This is a genomic window from Allobosea sp. 47.2.35 (assembly GCF_024655635.1).
Lineage (GTDB): Bacteria > Pseudomonadota > Alphaproteobacteria > Rhizobiales > Beijerinckiaceae > Allobosea.
The window spans coordinates 44,533-62,084 of the sequence record NZ_JANLGI010000013.1 but is presented as its reverse complement, the minus strand read 5'-3'; the positions used below and the strand labels follow the sequence as shown (position 1 = coordinate 62,084).

Below are 17,552 nucleotides of genomic sequence, written 5' to 3'. Positions count from 1 at the left end.
TCCGGTTTATGGCCCGGATCTTAGGCTGCGAGTTCGGCGAGCCTCGCGAGGCTGGCCGCATCCGGCTCCTCACCGTCGAGCACGGCGATGACGTGCCGGGCGGCGATCTCGGCCATCGTCTTGGCCGATCCCGCGGTCACGCCGGCGATATGGGGGGTGGCGATCAGATTGGGCAGCGTCCAGAGCGGGCTGTCCGGCGCCGGCGGCTCGACCGCGAAACTGTCGAGCCCCGCGCCGGCGATCCTGCCTTCCAGCAAGGCGGCGCAAAGAGCCGGCTCGTTGATCAGGGCGCCGCGCGCCGTGTTCACGACGAGAGAGGTCGGCTTCATCAGGCCGAAGCGGCGCGCATCCAGGAGATCGCGCGTGGCGTTGGTCAGCGGGCAATGCAGGCTGACGATGTCGGCTTCCGCGACGAGGCTGTCGAGATCGCGCTCACGATCCGCGCCGAATTGCGCGATCGCCTCGCGGGCATGGGGATCGTGCAGGAGAACGGTCATGCCGAGCCCCCGCGCCATCCGGGCGACATGCTGGCCGATCGAGCCGAAGCCGACGAGTCCGATCACGGTGCCGGCGATGTCGCGCCCGATGAAGCTCGGCTTCGGCCAGGTACCGGCCTTCACGGCGGTGTCGAGGCGCGGGATGTCCTTCAGCAGGGTCAGGGCCAGCGCGATGGTGTGCTCTGCGACGGCGCGCGAATTCGAGCCCATGGCGCGTATGACCGGGACGCTGCGCGATGCTGCCGCCTGCAGATCGATATTGTCGACACCGACGCCGTGCTTGGCGATGACCTTGAGACGCGGCGAGGCCGCGATGATCGTCGCGTCGACACGCCCCTGGCGAACGATCAGCGCATCGACCTGCAGGTCGGCAGCACGCGCGGCCACCTGCTCGCTCGGGGCATAGGCCGGCGAGAAGAAGACGTCGACGTCATGCGCGTTGAGAAGCTCGATGGCGCTTTCGGCCAAACGGTCATGCGTGACGAGCACGCGCCTGCCGCGGGTGCGGGCACTGGTATCGGTCATCTCTGCGTTTCCTCATGGCAGCTTCACATCCCGCTTCGCAGCGGTCGGGCGCCTTTCGGGAACACTATTGACCGGTCCGGCATCGCTCGTATGCTGAAATAATGACATATATCAATGATCTTTTGTCATGAAGCATCCGATCGACGGCATCGAGGCCTTCATCCAGATCGCGGAGCTCGGCAGCTTCAACAAGGCGGCCGAGAAGCTGCACGTCACGCAGACCGGCCTGACGCGGCGCATCCAGCGGCTGGAAGCCCATGTCGGGCTCAAGCTGATCGATCGGACGACCCGTACCGTCGCCCTGACAAGCATCGGCCGCGAGTTCCTGCCGGAAGCCCAGCGCATGGTCGATGCCGTCGATCGCTCGTTCGAGCGCCTGAAGACGATGTCGCGCTTCTCGACCGGCGACATCACGATCGCCTCGGTTCCCTCGCTGATGTATGGGCGCCTGCCGCGCATCCTGCGCAGCTACGCGACGCTGCACCCGAACAACCGCGTCGAGATCCTGGACCGGACCAGCACGCTCGTCATCGAGGCCGTGCGCCGGCGCCAGGCGGAGTTCGGACTGCATGTCCAGCCGCCGAACCAACAGGACCTGCACAACGAAATCCTCGTGCGTGATCCCTTCGTCGTCTACTGCCGCAACGACCATCCGCTGGCGGGGCGCGAGACCATCGCCTGGGCCGATCTCGCAGGCCACGACCTGATCACCCTCGGCGGCAGCAGCGGCAACCGCCTGCTCATGGAAGCGCAGCTCTCCCGCTCCGGAATCGAGGTGAAGACCAAGTTCGTGGTCGAGTACTTTTCAAGCGCGATCGGGCTGGCTTCGGAAGGGCTTGGCATCGCCATCCTTGTGCAGTCGCTCGTCGAGAACCTGCGTCCCGACCTCGCCCAGATTCCGCTGGTCGATCCGATCGTCGACCGGCCGGTCTCGCTGATCCGGCGACGCGGCGAGACGCTGACCCCGGCTGCCCAGGCGCTCTACAACCTGATCGTGCGCGATCTCGGGCCGCTTTGATGGGACGCCCGCCTGATGGCGGGCGTCCCGATGATCCGACAAGGGCCTACATCGCAGGAAGGACGGCAATGTCTCGCGCCCCTGCCCCGAGGCCCGTGACCTTGCCGACCGCGGTCGCCTTGCCGGTCGCGAGATCGACCTTGTGCAGCGCGCCGTCAGCAAGCAGCCAGCCGGTATTGGCACCGTCGGCCGCCGTCTCGATGTCGAAGGCGATCGCCTTTGCCATGATCCCAAGCTTGCCGACCGCGCCGAGGACGCCGTCATTGGGCGGCGCCTGCTTGATCAGGCCGCCGATCTTGCCGTCGATGTCGTAGAGCGCGGTTTCCTTCGTGCCCTTGACGGAGTTGGTGTAGGCGCCGGCCACGATCATCGGCGCTTCGCCCTTGTGCATGTCGGTCTCGGCGAATTTCAGCTTGCCGTCGACGGTGGTCTTCCCGTCATCGACATTGACGCGAAGGTTGGTGCCGTCTGAGCCGATCACGCGGAGCCGGTCGGCGGCCGGGTTGAAATCGACCGTGGCCATGGCGCTGGCGGACAGCACGGTATCCATCTTGGACTTCATCGTCGCCTTGCCGGCCTTGTCGATGGTGTAGATCGTGCCATCGGCAGCGAGCGCGTAAAGCATGCCGTCGGCGGGCCTGACATCGATGCCGGCGATCTTGCCGGCGATGCCGCTGACCTTCATCGACTGACCGGCCTTCATGGTCGCGGTGTCGATCATGGTCAGCGTGTCGTCGCCGGTCAGGGCCGCGAGCGTGGCGGCCTGTGCGGCGATCCCGCTGCCGAGAAAGGTGGAAACGACGAGGGCGAAACGGATCGTCTTGGTCATCTTGTCCTCCGGTTCTGTCAGGCGCCGCGACATCGGTATCTCGAGACAGCGCTGATGCCGGATAGAGCCGGGGCAAAGCATTGGATGCGCTCGAAAAAATAAAACTGCCGGGCTGCATCCATCGCGGCGCAGACAGCGTATCCTTTCGTCGTGCAGCCCAACCGGGACCGCCGAGCAAGGGATTCCGCATGGCCGTCAATGCCGCGCAATCGCACGGAACAGGCATCGAGCAGGCGCTGGCAGCCTGCGCCGGCGGCGATAAAAACGCGCTCCGGCGCATCTACGACCAGGAATGCCCGCGTATGATCGGTGTGGCGCAGCGCATGCTGAAGCGCCGTGCCCTGGCGGAGGAAGCGGTGCAGGACAGTTTCATCCTGATCTGGCGGCATGCGGGACGCTTCGATCCGCAACGCGGCTCGGGCCTGACCTGGATCTACGCCATCCTGCGCAATCGCACGCTCTCGATCCTGCGGGACGAAAAGCGCATGGAGACCGACGAAAGCCCGATCGCAGAAGAAGCCGCCAGCGAGGAGGACGATCCCGAGACGGTGATGGCGAAACTCTCCGATGCCAAAGCCCTGCGTGGCTGCCTGGAAACCCTGCCGGCACCCCGGCGCGGCATGGTGCTGCTCGCCTTCGTGCAGGGGCTGAGCCATGGCGAAATCGCCGGCAAGCTCGGCATGCCGCTCGGGACGGTGAAATCCTGGATCCGCCGATCGCTGCTCGCACTCAAGGAGTGCCTCGGATGATCCAGGACCATGATCCCGAGATCCGCGCCGGAGAATACGTGCTGGGCCTGCTCGGCGCCGCTGAGACAGTGGCCTTCGAGAGCCAGATGGCGGGCGACCCGAAGCTGGGGGCCGCTGTGGCCCGCTGGCGAGAGCGGCTGGCGCCGATCGATGCCACCGCCCAGCGGTTCGAACCGTCGGCAGGGCTGTGGCTGCGCATCGAGAATGAACTCGGCGTCATCTCGGCGCCGCTCCAGACGGCGTCTTCATCGCCTGCAACCGGCACCCGGATTGCGCAATGGTGGGACAATCTCTGGCTTTGGCGCGGTGCCGCCTTTGCCGGTGTCGCCACTGCTGTTCTGCTCGCGATCGGGCTCGTCGCTGCCCTCGACCGCGCTCGCCGTCAGCCCGTGATGGTCGCTGTTCTGTTGACGGAGACCAATGTCGCGGCGGCAGTCGTGAACACGTTCGCCGACGGGCGCGTCGAATTGCTGCCGCTTCAGGATATCGCGGTGCCGCAGGGACGTGCGCTGGAAATCTGGACGCTGTGGGACCGTGCGACAGGGCCGCGCTCGGTCGGGTTGATCGATCGTGCGCGCGCCGTGCCGCTGCGGCTGGACAACCTGCCGCTCGGCACCGACCAGCTCTTCGAGATCACGGTGGAGCCGGCTGCGGGTTCTCCCACCGGACGCCCGACCGGTCCGATCATCGCCAAAGGCCTGACAGCGCGGCGCCTGTAGGCGATCCACCGTCACACGAGCGGAAAGGACGTCGCGCGGCTCAGCGGCCGCGCCAGGCGATCAGATTGACGTCGATCGTCGCGGCACGGAAACCGGCTTCGCAGTAGCAGAGATAGAACTCCCATAAGCGCCGGAACGCTTCGTCGAAGCCCAGCGGCGCGATAGCGTGCCAGCGCTCCTGGAAGCGGCGGCGCCATTCCCTGAGCGTCAACGCGTAGCTGTCGCCAAAGGCGAGTTGCTCCGTCAGGCAGAAGCCGGCAGCTTCCGCCTGGCTCCTCAGCACCGGAACCGATGGCAGGCAGCCGCCGGGAAAGATGTAGCGCTGGATGAAATCGGTGCCCTGCTGGTAATCCTCGAACATGGCATCGTCGATCGTGATCGCCTGCAGCACGATGCGGCCACCCGGCCTCAGCGAGCGGCTGAGAATATCGAAATAGGACGGCCAATAGGCGCGACCGACCGCCTCGATCATCTCGATCGAAACGATGCGATCGAACTGGCCTGCAATGTCCCGATAGTCCCGGAGCTGGACATCGACACGCTCGCTCAAGCCGGCATCGGCGATGCGTTGCTGTGCCGCCTCGCGTTGCGCCGGCGACAAGGTGATCGCCGTTACGCGGCAGCCCTCGCGGGCGAGCCGCTCCGCCAGTGCCCCCCAGCCGCAGCCGATCTCCAGCACATGCTCGCCGCCCGAAAGATCGAGCATGGCGACGATCCGGTCGAGCCGGCGCTGCTGCGCAGCCTCCAGTGTTTCGCTCGGCGCCTCGTAGAGCGCCGAGGAGTACATCATGCTCGCGTCGAGCCATTGTCCGTAGAACGCGTTGCCGAGATCGTAATGGGCCGTGATGTTCCGGCGGCTGCCCCAGCGGCTATTGGCGTTGAGAACATGCCGCAGGCGGTTGAGCAGGCGTGCCGGCCAGGCACCTGAAACGAGCTTGCGCAGCGTCGCGTCGTTGCGCGCGCCGAGCTCGATCAAGGCCGTGAGGTCCGGCGTATGAAGGTCGCCATCGCGATAGGCTTCGGCGAGGCCGATATCGCCGTCGAGCAGAAGCCGGCGCATCGACCGCCAGCTGTTCAGGATCATCGTCGCCTGAGGCCCCGGCAAGCCAGGGGCGCTGCAGAGCCGTTCGCCGTCCGGCGTGAGGACCGTCAGGTGACCGACAGCGATCCGGGAAAGCACGCGGCGCAGAAACCACCGCGAGATGCTGATACCACTCGGCGTCGCAAAAACCTGTTCCGACATGCGAAGGCGATGTTCGGTTTCGGGTCGGCTCATGGCTGCAGCTGTCCTTTCGCATGATGCGTGACGATGCGGCCCCGGCTGAAGGGTGGCTCGGGCGCAGCCGAGTGCGGTTGCCAGGGGATGCGCTTCGCCAGCAGCCGCAACGCGTGCCAATGGATGGCGGCGGTTACCTTCAGCGTGAGGAGCGGGTGCGTCGCCAGCAGCCGGAGCAGGGCCGTATCGCTGAGCACCGTTCGCCTGCCGCTCAACACGGCCGTGATCAGGCGCCCTTCGGCATCGCTGCCATCGATGGCAATGGAGACCCGCTCCTCCGGCGGGGCGACCGTGAAGGCGTAGCTCATGCCAAGCTTCATGAACGGCGAGACATGGAAGACCTTGCCGGCCTCCTGTCTCAACGCGCCTTCAGAAGCGCTGGCAGGTGCAACGTAGCTGTGAACCTCGCCAAAGGTGTTGTGCACTTCGTAGACGGTCGCGCAGAGGCTGCCGTCGCGGCGATAGCAGAAATAGGTGCTGAGCGGGTTGAACGCATAGCCGAGGATGCGCGGCATGGTCAGCAGCCGGATCGGGCCACCGTCATGCGCGATTCCGGCCTTTTCCAAGGCGGCCTCGATCTGCGGGCGAAGCGATCGACCGCTTCGATCCCCGTAGTCCGCGTCACGGAACGCATAGAGATTGAACCGGTTGCGCGAGAACAGCGCGAGCTTCGCGGCCAGCCTATCGATCTCGTCGAGATCGAGCAGCATCCAGAACACGCGATAGGCCAGCGCATGCGGGCGGGGCCGGAACCGATGATGCCTGACACGGCCGACATAGAGAGCCGATTGCAAGGTCATGCGGCCAGCTCCTGCCGGGAGGCGAGCGGAATGCGACCGGATTCATCGCGAACCTGCCAGGGTCGACGGACACCGCCGAGAGCCTCGGCCACGGCGAGCCCCGCCTGCAAGCCGTCCTCGTGGAACCCCGACCCGAAATAGGCGCCGCAGAACCAGCTCCGACGCACGCCCTGCAGCGACCAGAGTCGTTCCTGCGCATCGAGCGCCGCCGCATCGAACAGCGGATGCTCGTAGATTTCCTCGTGAAGGATAGTCTCGTCGCGCAGCGTATCCGGCGGGTTGAGCGTAACGAAGAAGGGCTGCGCATCCGGAAGGCCCTGAAGCCGGTTCATCCAGTAGGTGACCGCGCAAGCGGCGTCCGGTCGGGCACGGTCGCCGATATGGTTCCAGCTCGCCCAGGCCCGGCGGCGCTTCGGCATCAGTGCCACGTCGCCATGCAGCACGGCGCGATTGCGGCTGTAGCGGAAGGCGCCGAGGGCCTCGATCTCGCCCGGACGACGGTCGGCGAGCATGGCCAGCGTCTGGTCGGCATGGGTGGCGAAGACGACATGGTCGAATGTCTCGGTCCAACCGTCGCCGGTCAGAACGACAGCGTTGGCCCCGCGCCGAACCTGCCTTACGGGCGAGCCGGCCCTCACCTCGCCCGAGAAGGCGGTGCGCAGTGCCTGCACATAGGTGCTGCTACCGCCAGTCACGGTGCGCCAGGCCGGCCTGTCGGTGAGCTGGAGCAGGCCGTGATTGTGATGGAAGCGCAGGAAGGCGGCTGCGGGATAGGACAGGATTTCCGCGCAAGGCGCAGACCAGATGGCGGCAGCCATCGGCAGGAGATGATCGTCCCGGAAGGCGGCACCGTAACCGCCGGCGGCGAGATAGTCGCCAAGCGAGACGCCAGCCGCAACGCCCGAAAGCGCGTCTCTGGAGGCATTGCGGTAAAAGCGGGTGATGTCCTGCAGCATCGCCCAGAAGCGGGGGCGCACCAGATTGCTGCGCTGGGCGAACAGGCCGGCGACGCTGGTACCGCTATATTCGAGGCGCCCGCCGTCGAGCGACACCGCAAACGACATCTCGGTCGGCTGCGTGGCGACACGCAGATGGTTCATCAGCGCGATGAAGTTCGGATATGTCGCCTCGTTGTAGACGATAAAGCCGGTATCGACCGCTGTCTCGCCGCTGCTGCCGGCAACGCGAACCGTGTTCGCATGTCCGCCGAGGCGGGGCGCGGCCTCGAACAGCACCACGTCATGCGCCTGGCCTAGCAGCCACGCTGCCGATAGGCCGGAGATTCCGGCACCGATCACGGCGAGCCTCATCGCCTTGCCCTGCGCCCGCTCGATCATCGCGTCCGTGTTTTTCATGATCGGTATACGCGGCATGAGCCGGACTGGATTTGTCGCAGCGCCACCAAAAACGTGCAGGCGGCGTGACCCAACACAGAGCCATCTGCGTAGACGAAAGGAGCCCGGGGTAGTTCGTGAGAGGTTGGGATGATGCTGGTGAGCAGGCTGAAGCGGATGGCTGCCGCGCTCAGCGCCTATGCGGCGCATCCCGATCCCCGAAGTGCCGTGGCCAATACCGTCGCGCTGGTGATCGTTTCGAACCAGCCCTTCTATCCGCTTTATGTTTACTGGGCGGCTTCGCCCGTCATCGCGCCGTCCTACCTGACCTTCCTGTCGACGCCGTTCTTCGCAGCCGTGCCGGCGGCCATGCGGCGCAGCACCTTGCTCGGGCGAGCGCTGCTTCTCGCGGCCGGCATCGGCAATACGTTGCTCTGCCGCGCCGCCTTCGGCTCCGGCTCGGGGGTCGAGGCCTTCCTGTTTCCCTGCCTCATGCTGGCGCTGATGCTGTTTCGCCGCTCGGAACGCGGCTTTGCGCTCGGCTTCACGGCATTCGCCTTCGCGACTTACCTGCTGCCGGCAACGTTTCTCGGCGGGCCGCTACACCTCTACGAGCCTGACGAATACGCCGCCCTCCAGCGCCTGAACTTCCTGAGCGCCGCATCCCTGACAGTCCTGATTGGATGGCTCTTCTCCAGGCATCTCGACACAATTTCGTGCGCCGATGAAACCAACGATGTCCGGGGAGCGTAGAGGAGACGCACCCGCCGAAAGGACTTCGTCATGACGCGCCTTCTGTTGGCTCTCGCTCTTGCTGCCATTGCAATCGAAGGCGCGGCCGCCAGCGACATGGATGGCACATGGCTGCGCGATGACGGCAATGCGCGTGTGCGCATCGCACCTTGCGGCGACAAGATTTGCGCCACCAATCTCTGGATCGGCGACACCAGCAGGGGCGAGGCAGCCGGCGACAAGCTCGTCATGACGCTGGCCCGCCAGCCTGACGGAACCTTTTCTGGCAACGCCTACGACCCCAAGCGCGACTGGACCTACTCAATGACGATCACCGCCACGCCTGGCGCACTGACCACGCGCGGCTGCATCGTCGGGCGCCTGATCTGCCGCGACGTGAACTGGAAGGCCGCCGAGTGATGGCGGCCTTCCTCATCCCGGTGATCCGCTGCGGCGCCGCCCGCGTATCTCGCTCATGGTCCCCGCTCTCGCCCTGACTGTCGACGGCATGCGCGAGGCGGGAGCCCGCGCTCAAGGAGGTCGTTTCATCGTCCTGTTCGACCCCAACAGACTGATTGCTGCCATTGCGCGCTCGGGGGACCGGGCCGCTTTCGCCGCGCTGTTCGACCATTTCGCGCCGCGCGTGAAAGGGCTGCTGATGCGCGGCGGCGCCCCGGCGGAACTGGCCGAGGAGGTCGCGCAGGAAACGCTCTTGGCCGTCTGGCGCAAGGCTGCCCTGTTCGACCCCGCGAAGGCGAGCGCTTCCACCTGGATCGCCACGATCGCGCGCAACCTGCGCATCGACATCGCCCGCCGCGAAAAGCGCTCGCGGCTGTCGCAAGTTTACGAGATTCTGGATGAAGAAGCCCCCGAACAACCCGATGCGACGCTCTCCGGCGCCGAACGCGACGCGCGCGTGCGAGCCGCGATGACCCAGCTTTCTCCCGATCAGTACCGCGTCGTCGAGCTCGCCTTCCTCGAGGGCTTCAGCCATCAGGATGTCGCGGATCGCCTCGCCATTCCGCTGGGCACGGTGAAATCCCGCCTGCGCCTGGCGCTGTCGCATCTGCGCGGCCGGCTGGAGGATTTGCGATGAGCATCATGCATCGCCCATCCGAGGAGACGCTCGCCGCCTTCGCCGCAGGACAGCTCGACGAAGGCCTGGCCGTGGTCGTCGCCTGCCATATCGAGGCGGATCCAGAGAGCCGGCGCCGCCTGCGTGAGCTGGAGGCCGTGCAAGGTGCGCTGCTGGACAAGGTCGAGCCCGTCGCGATGGCGGCAGGTCCCCGCGACGCGGGGAGCGTCGCGCGAACCGCACCGGCTTCCGGCATGGCGGGGCCGTCCCCCGAAGCCGGGATGCTACAGGTGCTTCGCCCCTACGGCCTTGGCCCGTGGCGGCCGATCGGCGTCCGCATCGCCATGCGGCGCGTCGAGGTTCCCGGCGCAGGGGCGCGCGTCTTCATGCTGCGTGCCGGGCCGGGGATCGCCCTGCCGCACCACAAGCATACCGGGTTCGAATGGACCACGATCCTCGCCGGCGCCTACGAGCACGAATACGGGCGCTACGCGGCCGGCGACTTCGATGAGGCCGATTCCGAGCACGACCACACGCCGCGCGTCGACCCTGTCGAGGGCTGCACCTGCATCGTCGCGATGACCGGACATGTGCAGTTGCAGGGATGGCTCGGCCGGCTGCTGCAGCCGCTGGTGCGATTTTGACACTCGTCTCCTTCGTCGTGGCTGTGGCCTTCGTGGCCGCGGCCATGTCGGCCTTCATGGCCTTGGCGGCGGTGGCCGAGCGTCGCACCGGCAATTCCGGCTGGATCGACGTGGTCTGGACCTTCGGGCTGGGCCTGACAGGGATTGCGGGTGTGCTGCTGCCTTTTGGAACCGGGCCGATGTCACGGCGCCTGCTCGTGGCAGCGCTCGCGCTGGCCTGGGCGCTGCGCCTCGGCCTGCACATCGCGCAGCGCACGGCCGGCATCGCCGAAGATCCACGCTATGCCAAGCTGAAAAGCGCTTGGGGCAACGATGCTCCCCGGCAACTCGCCCGCCTGTTGCAGATGCAGGCGCTGGCCAGCATCCCGCTGGGGCTCGGCATCATCCTGGCGGCCCATAATCCCACGCCTGCATTGGGCTGGGGCGATATCGCAGGCATTGCGATTTTCGTGACAGGGCTGGTGGGTGGGGCCCTTGCCGACAGCCAATTGCGCGCATTTGCCCGCTCAGGCCGTGGTGGCATCTGCGACCAAGGCCTGTGGCGCTGGTCGCGTCATCCGAACTATTTCTTCGAATGCGTGCTCTGGTGCACCTATCCGGCGATTGCGCTTGCAGCCGGATACCCCTGGGGTTGGCTCGCCGTTCTGGCACCAGCCTGCATCACGCTGCTGCTGACGCGCATCTCCGGCATCCCGCCTTTGGAGGAGCACATGCTCGCCAAGCACGGCGACGCCTATCGCGCTTACCAGAACCGAACCAGCGCCTTGATCCCGCTGCCGCCGAAAGGAGCGACGCGATGACGATCATGCAGAAGCTCTCGACCTGGGGTGAAGGCCTCCCCGTTCCCGATGCCGTCAGCCGCATGGTGATCGCGTCGCTGGTCGGGCGCACAGCGCGTTCCCTCGCGGCGCAGTCGGCCGACGCCGCAAGCTTCGCCCGCGACATGGTGGCGTTTCCGATCGCGGTTCATACCGACGCGGCCAACGCTCAGCATTACGAGGTGCCGGCCGCCTTTTTCGATCAGGTCCTCGGTCCCCGGCGCAAGTATTCCTGCTGCTACTATGCCGATCCCGGCGACACGCTGGCGGCAGCGGAAGAGAAGGCGCTGGAGCTGACCGCGGAGCATGCCGGCCTGGCCGACGGACAAGACATCCTCGAACTCGGCTGCGGTTGGGGCTCGCTGTCGCTGTGGATGGCGGAGCGCTATCCGAAGGCTCGGATCGTCTCAGTCTCCAATTCGGCCTCGCAACGCGCCTATATCGAAGAGCAGGCGCAGCGCCGCCATCTCGGCAATCTCCGCGTCGTCACCGCCGACATGAACGCATTTGCGATGGAGGGGCGTTTCGATCGCGTCGTCTCGGTCGAGATGTTCGAGCACATGGCGAACTGGCGCGAACTCCTCGGGCGGGTTCGCGGCTGGCTGAAGCCGGATGGCCGGCTCTTCATCCATGTCTTCGCCCACCGGCAGGGCTGCTATCGCTTCGATGCTGCCGATACGGGAGACTGGATCGCGCAGCATTTCTTCACCGGCGGCCTGATGCCGAGCGCTGCGCTCGCGCACCAATTCCCGGACCTCTTCACCGTGGAGGCAGAGTGGCGCTGGAGCGGCGAACATTACCGGGCCACGGCCGAGGACTGGCTGGCGAATTTCGATCGCAATCTGGCGAAGATCGATCCGATCCTGCGCGAGACCTATGGCGCGGAAGCGCCGCTCTGGCGCCGGCGCTGGCGCCTGTTCTTCCTCGCGACGAGCGGTTTGTTCGGCCATGCCGGCGGCGAGGCCTGGGGCGTCCAGCACTATCGGCTGCGCCCGACCTGACGGGTTGGCCAGCCGGGGTTTAGACCCAGCCCCAGCCCGCAAGGCGGCGGACGGTGCCGAAGGCGACCCATGTGCACAGGCCGACGACGACCGTGCCATAGACGAGGTCCACCAGCGTGATCGTCAGCGTCCAAGGCCGCAGCGTGGCGTAGTTCGTCAGATCGTAGGTCGCGTAGGCGAGCAGGCCGATGAGTGCGCCATTGATCAAGGCGGCGCTCGCGCTGCCATCGCGCAGCGCCGGCATCAGCGCGAAATAGACGACCCCGAGCGGAAAACCGAAATAGAACAGCGCCGCAGGCCAGTAACGGACCTGCTCGACGATCAGGTCCCCCAATACCGGACGATAGAGTTTGGCCGTCATCGTGCTCAGCCAGACTGCATCGCAAATGCCGAATGCGATGAGGAAGGCGACATAACCGGCAATGAAGCGCATCGTGACCTCCAGGGGTTCCGCGAGAAGATACGTCTTGCGGGCTGGCGTGGTTCAGTATCGGCTGCGACGTCGTGCTGGCGCAGCGCAGATCCATTCGAGCGCATGGCGCGTATAGATCGCGATGCTTCCTCGGCCCCAGGCGACCATGACGACCCGGATTGCCCGACGCACGATCCTGCCGCTGCTTGCCGGGCTCGCCCTGCCCGCTTGCGCAGCCCTGCGCCCCGGTGGTCTGACCGAAGGCGCGCGCGATGTGGCCTACGGCGCGCATCCCCGGCAGCGGATGGACATCTATGTCCCCCAGGGCGGTGGGGGCACGCTGAAGCCCGTTGTCTTCTTCATCTATGGCGGCTCATGGGCCAACGGGGCGAAGGAATCCTATTCCTTTGTCGGAGACGCGCTTTCCGCTCGCGGCTTCGTCACGGTGATCGCGGATTATCGCCTGGTGCCCGAGGTCCGCTTCCCTGTCTTCATCGAGGATGGCGCGCTGGCACTACGCTTCGTGCGCGACAATATCGCCCGCTTCGGCGGCGCACCGCGAGACCTCCACCTGATGGGACATTCGGCGGGCGCCTACAATGCGATGATGCTGACCCTGGACAAGCGCTACCTTGCCGCCGTGGGCATGCGTTCCGGCGACATCAGGGCTACTATCGGTCTCTCCGGGCCTTATGATTTCCTGCCCTTCGACATCGACGTCACGAAGGAAGCGTTCGGAAACGCGCGCGATCCCGCCCGGACGCAACCGATCAATTTCGCGCGCAGCGACGCCCCGCCGATCTTTCTGGCAACGGGATCGGACGACACAACGGTCCTTCCCCGCAACAGCGAGCGCCTTGCGCTGGCGCTCAGCAAGGCCGGTTCCCGATCGGTCTCCCTGAAGATCTATCCGGGGCTCGGCCATGCCGGCACAGCCACTGCGCTCTCCCGGCTGCTGGAATGGCAAGCGCCTGTCCTCGACGACACCGTCGCGTTCCTGAGAATGACGTGACGACGTTCCAGCTCTTGCGCTACCGGGGCATGGCAGCATGCGCCAGTATCCGAACTCACCGGCGAGAGGGCTGTGCGACATCATCAGGGCGATGCGTGAAAGACTTTGGAGGCTGCTGCGCGCTCCATGCAGCGATAAAGCCCCCTATCGAACTCCATAGAAAATAATAATTCGACGACATCGACGCCGCGTTCCATCCTCGCCGCCTCAGACAACGGAGGCGCGTAAGTCATGTCCATTCTCGGGGCCCGCCTGGGCGTCGATATCGGGGGAACCTTCACGGATGTCGTGCTTGAGCAGGGCGGGCAGCGGTTCTCCACCAAGGTCCTGACGACCTACGCCGCTCCCGAGGAGGCGATCATCGAGGGCATGCACCGGGTCTGCGAGAAGGCCGGCATCGCCGCCTCCGCGATCCGGCAGATCATCCACGGCACGACGCTGGCGACCAATGCGCTGATCGAGCGGCGCGGCGCCAAGACCGCGCTCATCACGACGGAAGGCTTCCGCGACGTCATTGAAATGCGGACCGAGAGCCGCTTCGAGCAATATGACCTCAACCTGACGCTGCCGGAGCCGCTGCTGCCGCGCAACCGGCGCTATACGGTCAAGGAACGGATGGATGCCCGTGGCAAGGTTCTGGTCCCGCTCGATCGCGCTACCGTCGAGGCGCTGGTCGATGAACTGCGCGAAGCCAGCTACGAGAGCGTCGCGGTCGGGCTGCTGCATTCCTATGTCAACGACGCGCATGAGCGTCTGATCCTGGAGATCCTGGCTGAACGCATGCCGGGCGCGATGGTCTCGCTCTCCTCGGAAGTCTCGCCGCAGATGCGGGAATACGAGCGCTTCAACACGACGATCGCCAACGCCTATATCAAGCCGTTGATGAAGAGCTATCTCGTCCGGCTCAAAGGGCGGCTCGCGGCGGAGGGCGCCACCTGCCCGATCTTCCTGATGCATTCGGGCGGCGGCATCATCTCACTGGAGAGCGCCTCAGAGTTCCCGGTCCGCCTCGTCGAATCCGGACCGGCGGGCGGCGCGGTCTTCGCCGCCGATATCGCCGCGCGGCACGGACTGAAGAAGGTTCTCTCCTTCGACATGGGCGGCACCACCGCCAAGATCTGCCTGATCAAGGATTATACGCCGAAGACCGCCCGCGTCTTCGAGGTCGCCCGGACCTATCGGTTCAAGAAGGGATCAGGGATGCCGATCTCGATCCCCGTGATCGACATGGTCGAGATCGGGGCCGGCGGCGGCAGCCTCGCCCATGTCGACTCGATGAACCAGATCCGCGTCGGGCCAGAAAGCGCCGGCTCCGAGCCCGGCCCGGCCTGCTATGGCCGCGGCGGCAAGCGCCCGGCCGTGACCGATGCCGACGTCATCCTCGGCAAGATCGACCCGGACAATTTCGCGGCCGGCACGATTCCGCTCTTCGCCGACCGTTCGGCGGCTGCACTGGAGGCGGAGATCGGCGGCAGGCTCGGCATGGCGGCCGAGGAAAGCGCCTGGGGCGTGGCCGAGGTCGTCGACGAGAACATGGCGAATGCCGCCCGCGTCCATGCCGTCGAGAACGGCGAGGACCTCTCGGAATACACGATGATCGCCTTCGGCGGCGCCGCGCCTCTCCATGCCGGCCGCCTCTGCGAGAAGCTCGGGATTGCCCGCTGCCTCGTGCCGCCCGGCGCCGGCGTCGGCTCGGCCATCGGCTTCCTCAGGGCGCCGTTCAGCTTCGAGGCCAACCGCACGCTGTTCATGCGGCTCGCCCAGTTCGACACCGCGCGCGTCACGAAACTCTTCCGCGAGATGGAGGAGGAAGCGACGCGGGTGGTGCGCTCCTGCGGCTGGTCCGGCGCGATCGAGGCCGAACACAAGATCTATATGCGCTATGCCGGTCAGGGCTGGGAAATCCCGGTCACCCTGACGCCTGAGGAGGCTCGCGCCGCCGAGCCCGCCGTCATCGTCCAGCGCTTCGAGCATGAATACGCCAACCTGTTCGGCCGCACGGTGAAGGGCCTCGCCGCCGAGATCACGGTCTGGTCGGTGAACGCCCACACGCCGCAGGAGGCCGTCGCTCCGGTGGCTCCGGTATCGCAGACGCGCGATGCGCCGCCTCAAGCCAGCCGCTCCGTCTTCGATGCCGGCCTCGGCCGCCGCGTGGAGGCAAAAGCCCATGACCGTACCGCCCTCCCCGCCGGCAGCCGCATCGACGGCCCCGGCATCGTCACCGAGGACGAGACCACCATCATCCTGCCGTCGAGCCGCTTCGCCGTCACGCTGAACGACGGCTGCATCGATATCCGCGTTTCAGAAGCCGCCCCCGCTGCTGCCGTCGCCGCGCGCAAGGAGCCCGCCCATGTCTGATATCTCCAGGGTCGCCTATCAGGTCATGTGGAACCGCCTGATCTCGGTCGTCGAGGAACAGGCGCAGGCGCTGATCCGCACCTCCTTCTCAACCTCGGTGCGCGAGGCCGGCGACCTCTCGGCCGGCGTCTATAACGAGAAGGGCGAGATGCTGGCGCAGGCGGTGACCGGCACGCCCGGCCACGTCAATGCCATGGCCGATGCCGTCGCCCATTTCATCCGCCGGATCGGGCGCGAGAACATCGCCGAGGGCGACGTCTACATCACCAACAACCCCTGGGAGGGGACCGGCCACCTGCACGACATCACCGTCGTCAGCCCCTCCTTCCATCGGGGGCGCCATGTCGGCTTCTTCGCCTGCACCGCCCATATCGTCGATATCGGCGGGCGCGGCTTCGGCGCCGACGCCAACTCGGTCTATGAGGAAGGCCTGCATATCCCGATCATGAAATTCGTCGACCGCTTCACGGTCAACGAGACGCTGGTCACGATCATCCGCGGCAATGTCCGCGAGCCCGACCAACTCGTCGGCGACGTCTACGCGCTCGCGACCTGCAACGAGATCGGCCATCGCCGCCTGATCGAGATGATGGTCGAGTTCAAGCTCGCCGATCTCGCCGGCATCTCGGATTTCATCCTGACCAATTCGCGCCAGGCAACGCTCGACAAGATCGCCGCCCTGCCCCGCGGCCAAGCGGAAGGCCATATGCGGATCGACGGCTACAGCCGCCCGATCGACCTCAAGGTGAAGATCTCGATCGAGCCGGACGGCGTGCTCTGCGACTGGGCCGGCACCTCCGGCGTCGACAAGAACGGCATCAACGTGCCGCTGGTCTATACGAAGGCCTATACCTGCTATGCGCTGAAATGCGCGATCGCGCCGGAGATCCCGAACAACGCCGCGTCGCTCGAGCCTTTCCGCATCACGGCGCCGGAGCACACCATCGTCAACGCGGTCTGGCCGGCGCCGGTCGCGCTGCGCCACATCATCGGCCACATGGTCCCGGACACGATCTACGACGCGCTCGACAAGCTCCTGCCCGGCCTCGTCCCGGCCGAAGGTGCCGGTAGCCTATGCAATTTCCAGGTCTCGCTCCGGCCGCGCAGCGACGGCCCCTGGCCGGCGGACGCCGTACGCGCCGAGGTCCTGACGTTCAATTCAGGCGGCTCGGGCGCGCGGCCCGCGCTCGACGGCATGAACGCCACCGCCTTCCCCTCCGGCGTGATGACGATGCCGGTCGAGGCGACCGAGCAGGTCGGCCCGGTCATTGTCTGGCGCAAGGAACTGCGGCCTGATTCCGGCGGCAAGGGCCGGCATCGCGGCGGCCTCGGCCAGCATATGGAGGTCGGCGCCTGGGAGGGCTACGAGTTCGACATCCAGGCGATGTTCGACCGCGTCCATCATCCCGCCCGCGGCCGGCGCGGCGGCGGTGGCGGCGCGCCGACGACGATCGCACTCGACGACGGCACGGCGATGAAGGGCAAGGGCAAGCAGTTCGTGCCGCATGGCCGCAAGGTGGTGATGGCCTTCCCGGGCGGCGCCGGCTACGGCGCCCCAGCCGAACGGGCCGCGAGCAGCGTGGAGCGCGACCTCGCCCTGGGCTATGTCTCGGCAGAGGCCGCCCGCGCCGAGTATGGCTTGTCCGAGGAGCGTGTAGCCGATGTGCTGGCCACCTCCCGGCGCGGTGAATTGCCTCGCTAGCGGGAAGGCTGCTGCGAGGTGGTCCGTACCCTGCGCAGTGCGGCCCAGCCG

General features: G+C 66.4%; 18 protein-coding genes. 12 read left to right on the top strand and 6 right to left on the bottom strand.

The window, feature by feature from the left end; all coding sequences use genetic code 11:
* Nucleotides 1-20 precede the first annotated feature (20 nt).
* Nucleotides 21-1,022: a hydroxyacid dehydrogenase gene (locus NUV79_RS16530; protein WP_257734189.1), complete on the bottom strand. Its 1,002-nt coding sequence runs from the start codon at nt 1,020-1,022 to the stop codon at nt 21-23.
* Between the two features lie 127 nt (nt 1,023-1,149).
* Between NUV79_RS16530 and NUV79_RS16525 the strand changes: the two genes are divergently transcribed.
* On the top strand, nt 1,150-2,040 hold the full coding sequence (locus NUV79_RS16525) for a LysR family transcriptional regulator (protein WP_257734188.1): 891 nt from the start codon (nt 1,150-1,152) through the stop codon (nt 2,038-2,040).
* A gap of 46 nt (nt 2,041-2,086) precedes the next feature.
* Here the strand turns inward: NUV79_RS16525 and NUV79_RS16520 are convergent, their stop codons facing one another.
* A complete protein-coding gene (locus tag NUV79_RS16520) occupies nt 2,087-2,869 on the bottom strand; it encodes a DUF4394 domain-containing protein (protein ID WP_257734187.1) in 783 nt (260 codons plus the stop codon).
* An 80-nt stretch (nt 2,870-2,949) separates the two neighbouring features.
* Between NUV79_RS16520 and NUV79_RS16515 the strand changes: the two genes are divergently transcribed.
* A complete protein-coding gene (locus tag NUV79_RS16515) occupies nt 2,950-3,618 on the top strand; it encodes a sigma-70 family RNA polymerase sigma factor (protein ID WP_257734186.1) in 669 nt (222 codons plus the stop codon).
* Nucleotides 3,619-3,656: 38 nt separating this feature from the next.
* Nucleotides 3,657-4,337 (top strand): anti-sigma factor, encoded by a 681-nt coding sequence (locus NUV79_RS16510; RefSeq protein WP_257734185.1) that lies wholly within the window; start codon nt 3,657-3,659, stop codon nt 4,335-4,337.
* A 40-nt stretch (nt 4,338-4,377) separates the two neighbouring features.
* Here NUV79_RS16510 and NUV79_RS16505 read toward each other — a convergent pair whose 3' ends face one another.
* The 3 genes from NUV79_RS16505 to NUV79_RS16495 form a co-directional block, all read right to left on the bottom strand.
* Entirely contained in the window at nt 4,378-5,421 is a 1,044-nt protein-coding gene (locus NUV79_RS16505) for an SAM-dependent methyltransferase (RefSeq protein WP_257734184.1), read from the bottom strand.
* A 188-nt stretch (nt 5,422-5,609) separates the two neighbouring features.
* Complete coding sequence (locus NUV79_RS16500) at nt 5,610-6,413, bottom strand: DUF1365 domain-containing protein (protein WP_257734183.1); 804 nt, start codon at nt 6,411-6,413, stop codon at nt 5,610-5,612.
* Nucleotides 6,410-7,768: an NAD(P)/FAD-dependent oxidoreductase gene (locus NUV79_RS16495; RefSeq protein WP_257734182.1), complete on the bottom strand. Its 1,359-nt coding sequence runs from the start codon at nt 7,766-7,768 to the stop codon at nt 6,410-6,412. Before NUV79_RS16495 ends, NUV79_RS16500 begins: the two co-directional genes overlap by 4 nt.
* Before the next feature lie 132 nt (nt 7,769-7,900).
* Here NUV79_RS16495 and NUV79_RS16490 point away from each other — a divergent pair, with 132 nt between their 5' ends.
* The 6 genes from NUV79_RS16490 to NUV79_RS16465 all read left to right on the top strand — a co-directional run bounded on the left by NUV79_RS16490 (nt 7,901) and on the right by NUV79_RS16465 (nt 12,017).
* The gene (locus NUV79_RS16490; protein WP_257734291.1) at nt 7,901-8,500 is read left to right on the top strand and encodes a hypothetical protein; all 600 of its coding nucleotides are present in this window, start codon (nt 7,901-7,903) and stop codon (nt 8,498-8,500) included.
* A gap of 30 nt (nt 8,501-8,530) precedes the next feature.
* Nucleotides 8,531-8,899 (top strand): DUF2147 domain-containing protein, encoded by a 369-nt coding sequence (locus NUV79_RS16485; RefSeq protein WP_257734181.1) that lies wholly within the window; start codon nt 8,531-8,533, stop codon nt 8,897-8,899.
* An 88-nt stretch (nt 8,900-8,987) separates the two neighbouring features.
* Nucleotides 8,988-9,575: a sigma-70 family RNA polymerase sigma factor gene (locus tag NUV79_RS16480; RefSeq protein ID WP_257734178.1), complete on the top strand. Its 588-nt coding sequence runs from the start codon at nt 8,988-8,990 to the stop codon at nt 9,573-9,575.
* Nucleotides 9,572-10,198 carry a ChrR family anti-sigma-E factor gene (locus NUV79_RS16475; RefSeq protein WP_257734177.1) on the top strand — a complete coding sequence of 209 codons (627 nt, stop codon included), beginning with the start codon at nt 9,572-9,574 and terminating at the stop codon, nt 10,196-10,198. Before NUV79_RS16480 ends, NUV79_RS16475 begins: the two co-directional genes overlap by 4 nt.
* Nucleotides 10,199-10,254: 56 nt before the next feature.
* Nucleotides 10,255-10,998 (top strand): DUF1295 domain-containing protein, encoded by a 744-nt coding sequence (locus NUV79_RS16470; RefSeq protein WP_257734290.1) that lies wholly within the window; start codon nt 10,255-10,257, stop codon nt 10,996-10,998.
* Nucleotides 10,995-12,017: an SAM-dependent methyltransferase gene (locus NUV79_RS16465; RefSeq protein ID WP_257734176.1), complete on the top strand. Its 1,023-nt coding sequence runs from the start codon at nt 10,995-10,997 to the stop codon at nt 12,015-12,017. The genes NUV79_RS16470 and NUV79_RS16465 overlap by 4 nt, the downstream gene beginning before the upstream one ends.
* 19 nt (nt 12,018-12,036) lie before the next feature.
* On the opposite strand, the gene NUV79_RS16460 is transcribed toward NUV79_RS16465, so the two are convergent.
* Nucleotides 12,037-12,450 carry a DUF2177 family protein gene (locus NUV79_RS16460; protein WP_257734175.1) on the bottom strand — a complete coding sequence of 138 codons (414 nt, stop codon included), beginning with the start codon at nt 12,448-12,450 and terminating at the stop codon, nt 12,037-12,039.
* A gap of 145 nt (nt 12,451-12,595) precedes the next feature.
* On the opposite strand from NUV79_RS16460, the gene NUV79_RS16455 reads away from it, so the two are divergent.
* The 3 genes from NUV79_RS16455 to NUV79_RS16445 all read left to right on the top strand — a co-directional run bounded on the left by NUV79_RS16455 (nt 12,596) and on the right by NUV79_RS16445 (nt 17,501).
* The gene (locus NUV79_RS16455) at nt 12,596-13,441 is read left to right on the top strand and encodes an alpha/beta hydrolase (protein WP_257734174.1); all 846 of its coding nucleotides are present in this window, start codon (nt 12,596-12,598) and stop codon (nt 13,439-13,441) included.
* A gap of 231 nt (nt 13,442-13,672) precedes the next feature.
* Nucleotides 13,673-15,799: a hydantoinase/oxoprolinase family protein gene (locus tag NUV79_RS16450; protein ID WP_257734173.1), complete on the top strand. Its 2,127-nt coding sequence runs from the start codon at nt 13,673-13,675 to the stop codon at nt 15,797-15,799.
* The gene (locus NUV79_RS16445) at nt 15,792-17,501 is read left to right on the top strand and encodes a hydantoinase B/oxoprolinase family protein (RefSeq protein ID WP_257734172.1); all 1,710 of its coding nucleotides are present in this window, start codon (nt 15,792-15,794) and stop codon (nt 17,499-17,501) included. The genes NUV79_RS16450 and NUV79_RS16445 overlap by 8 nt, the downstream gene beginning before the upstream one ends.
* Nucleotides 17,502-17,552: the final 51 nt, after the last annotated feature.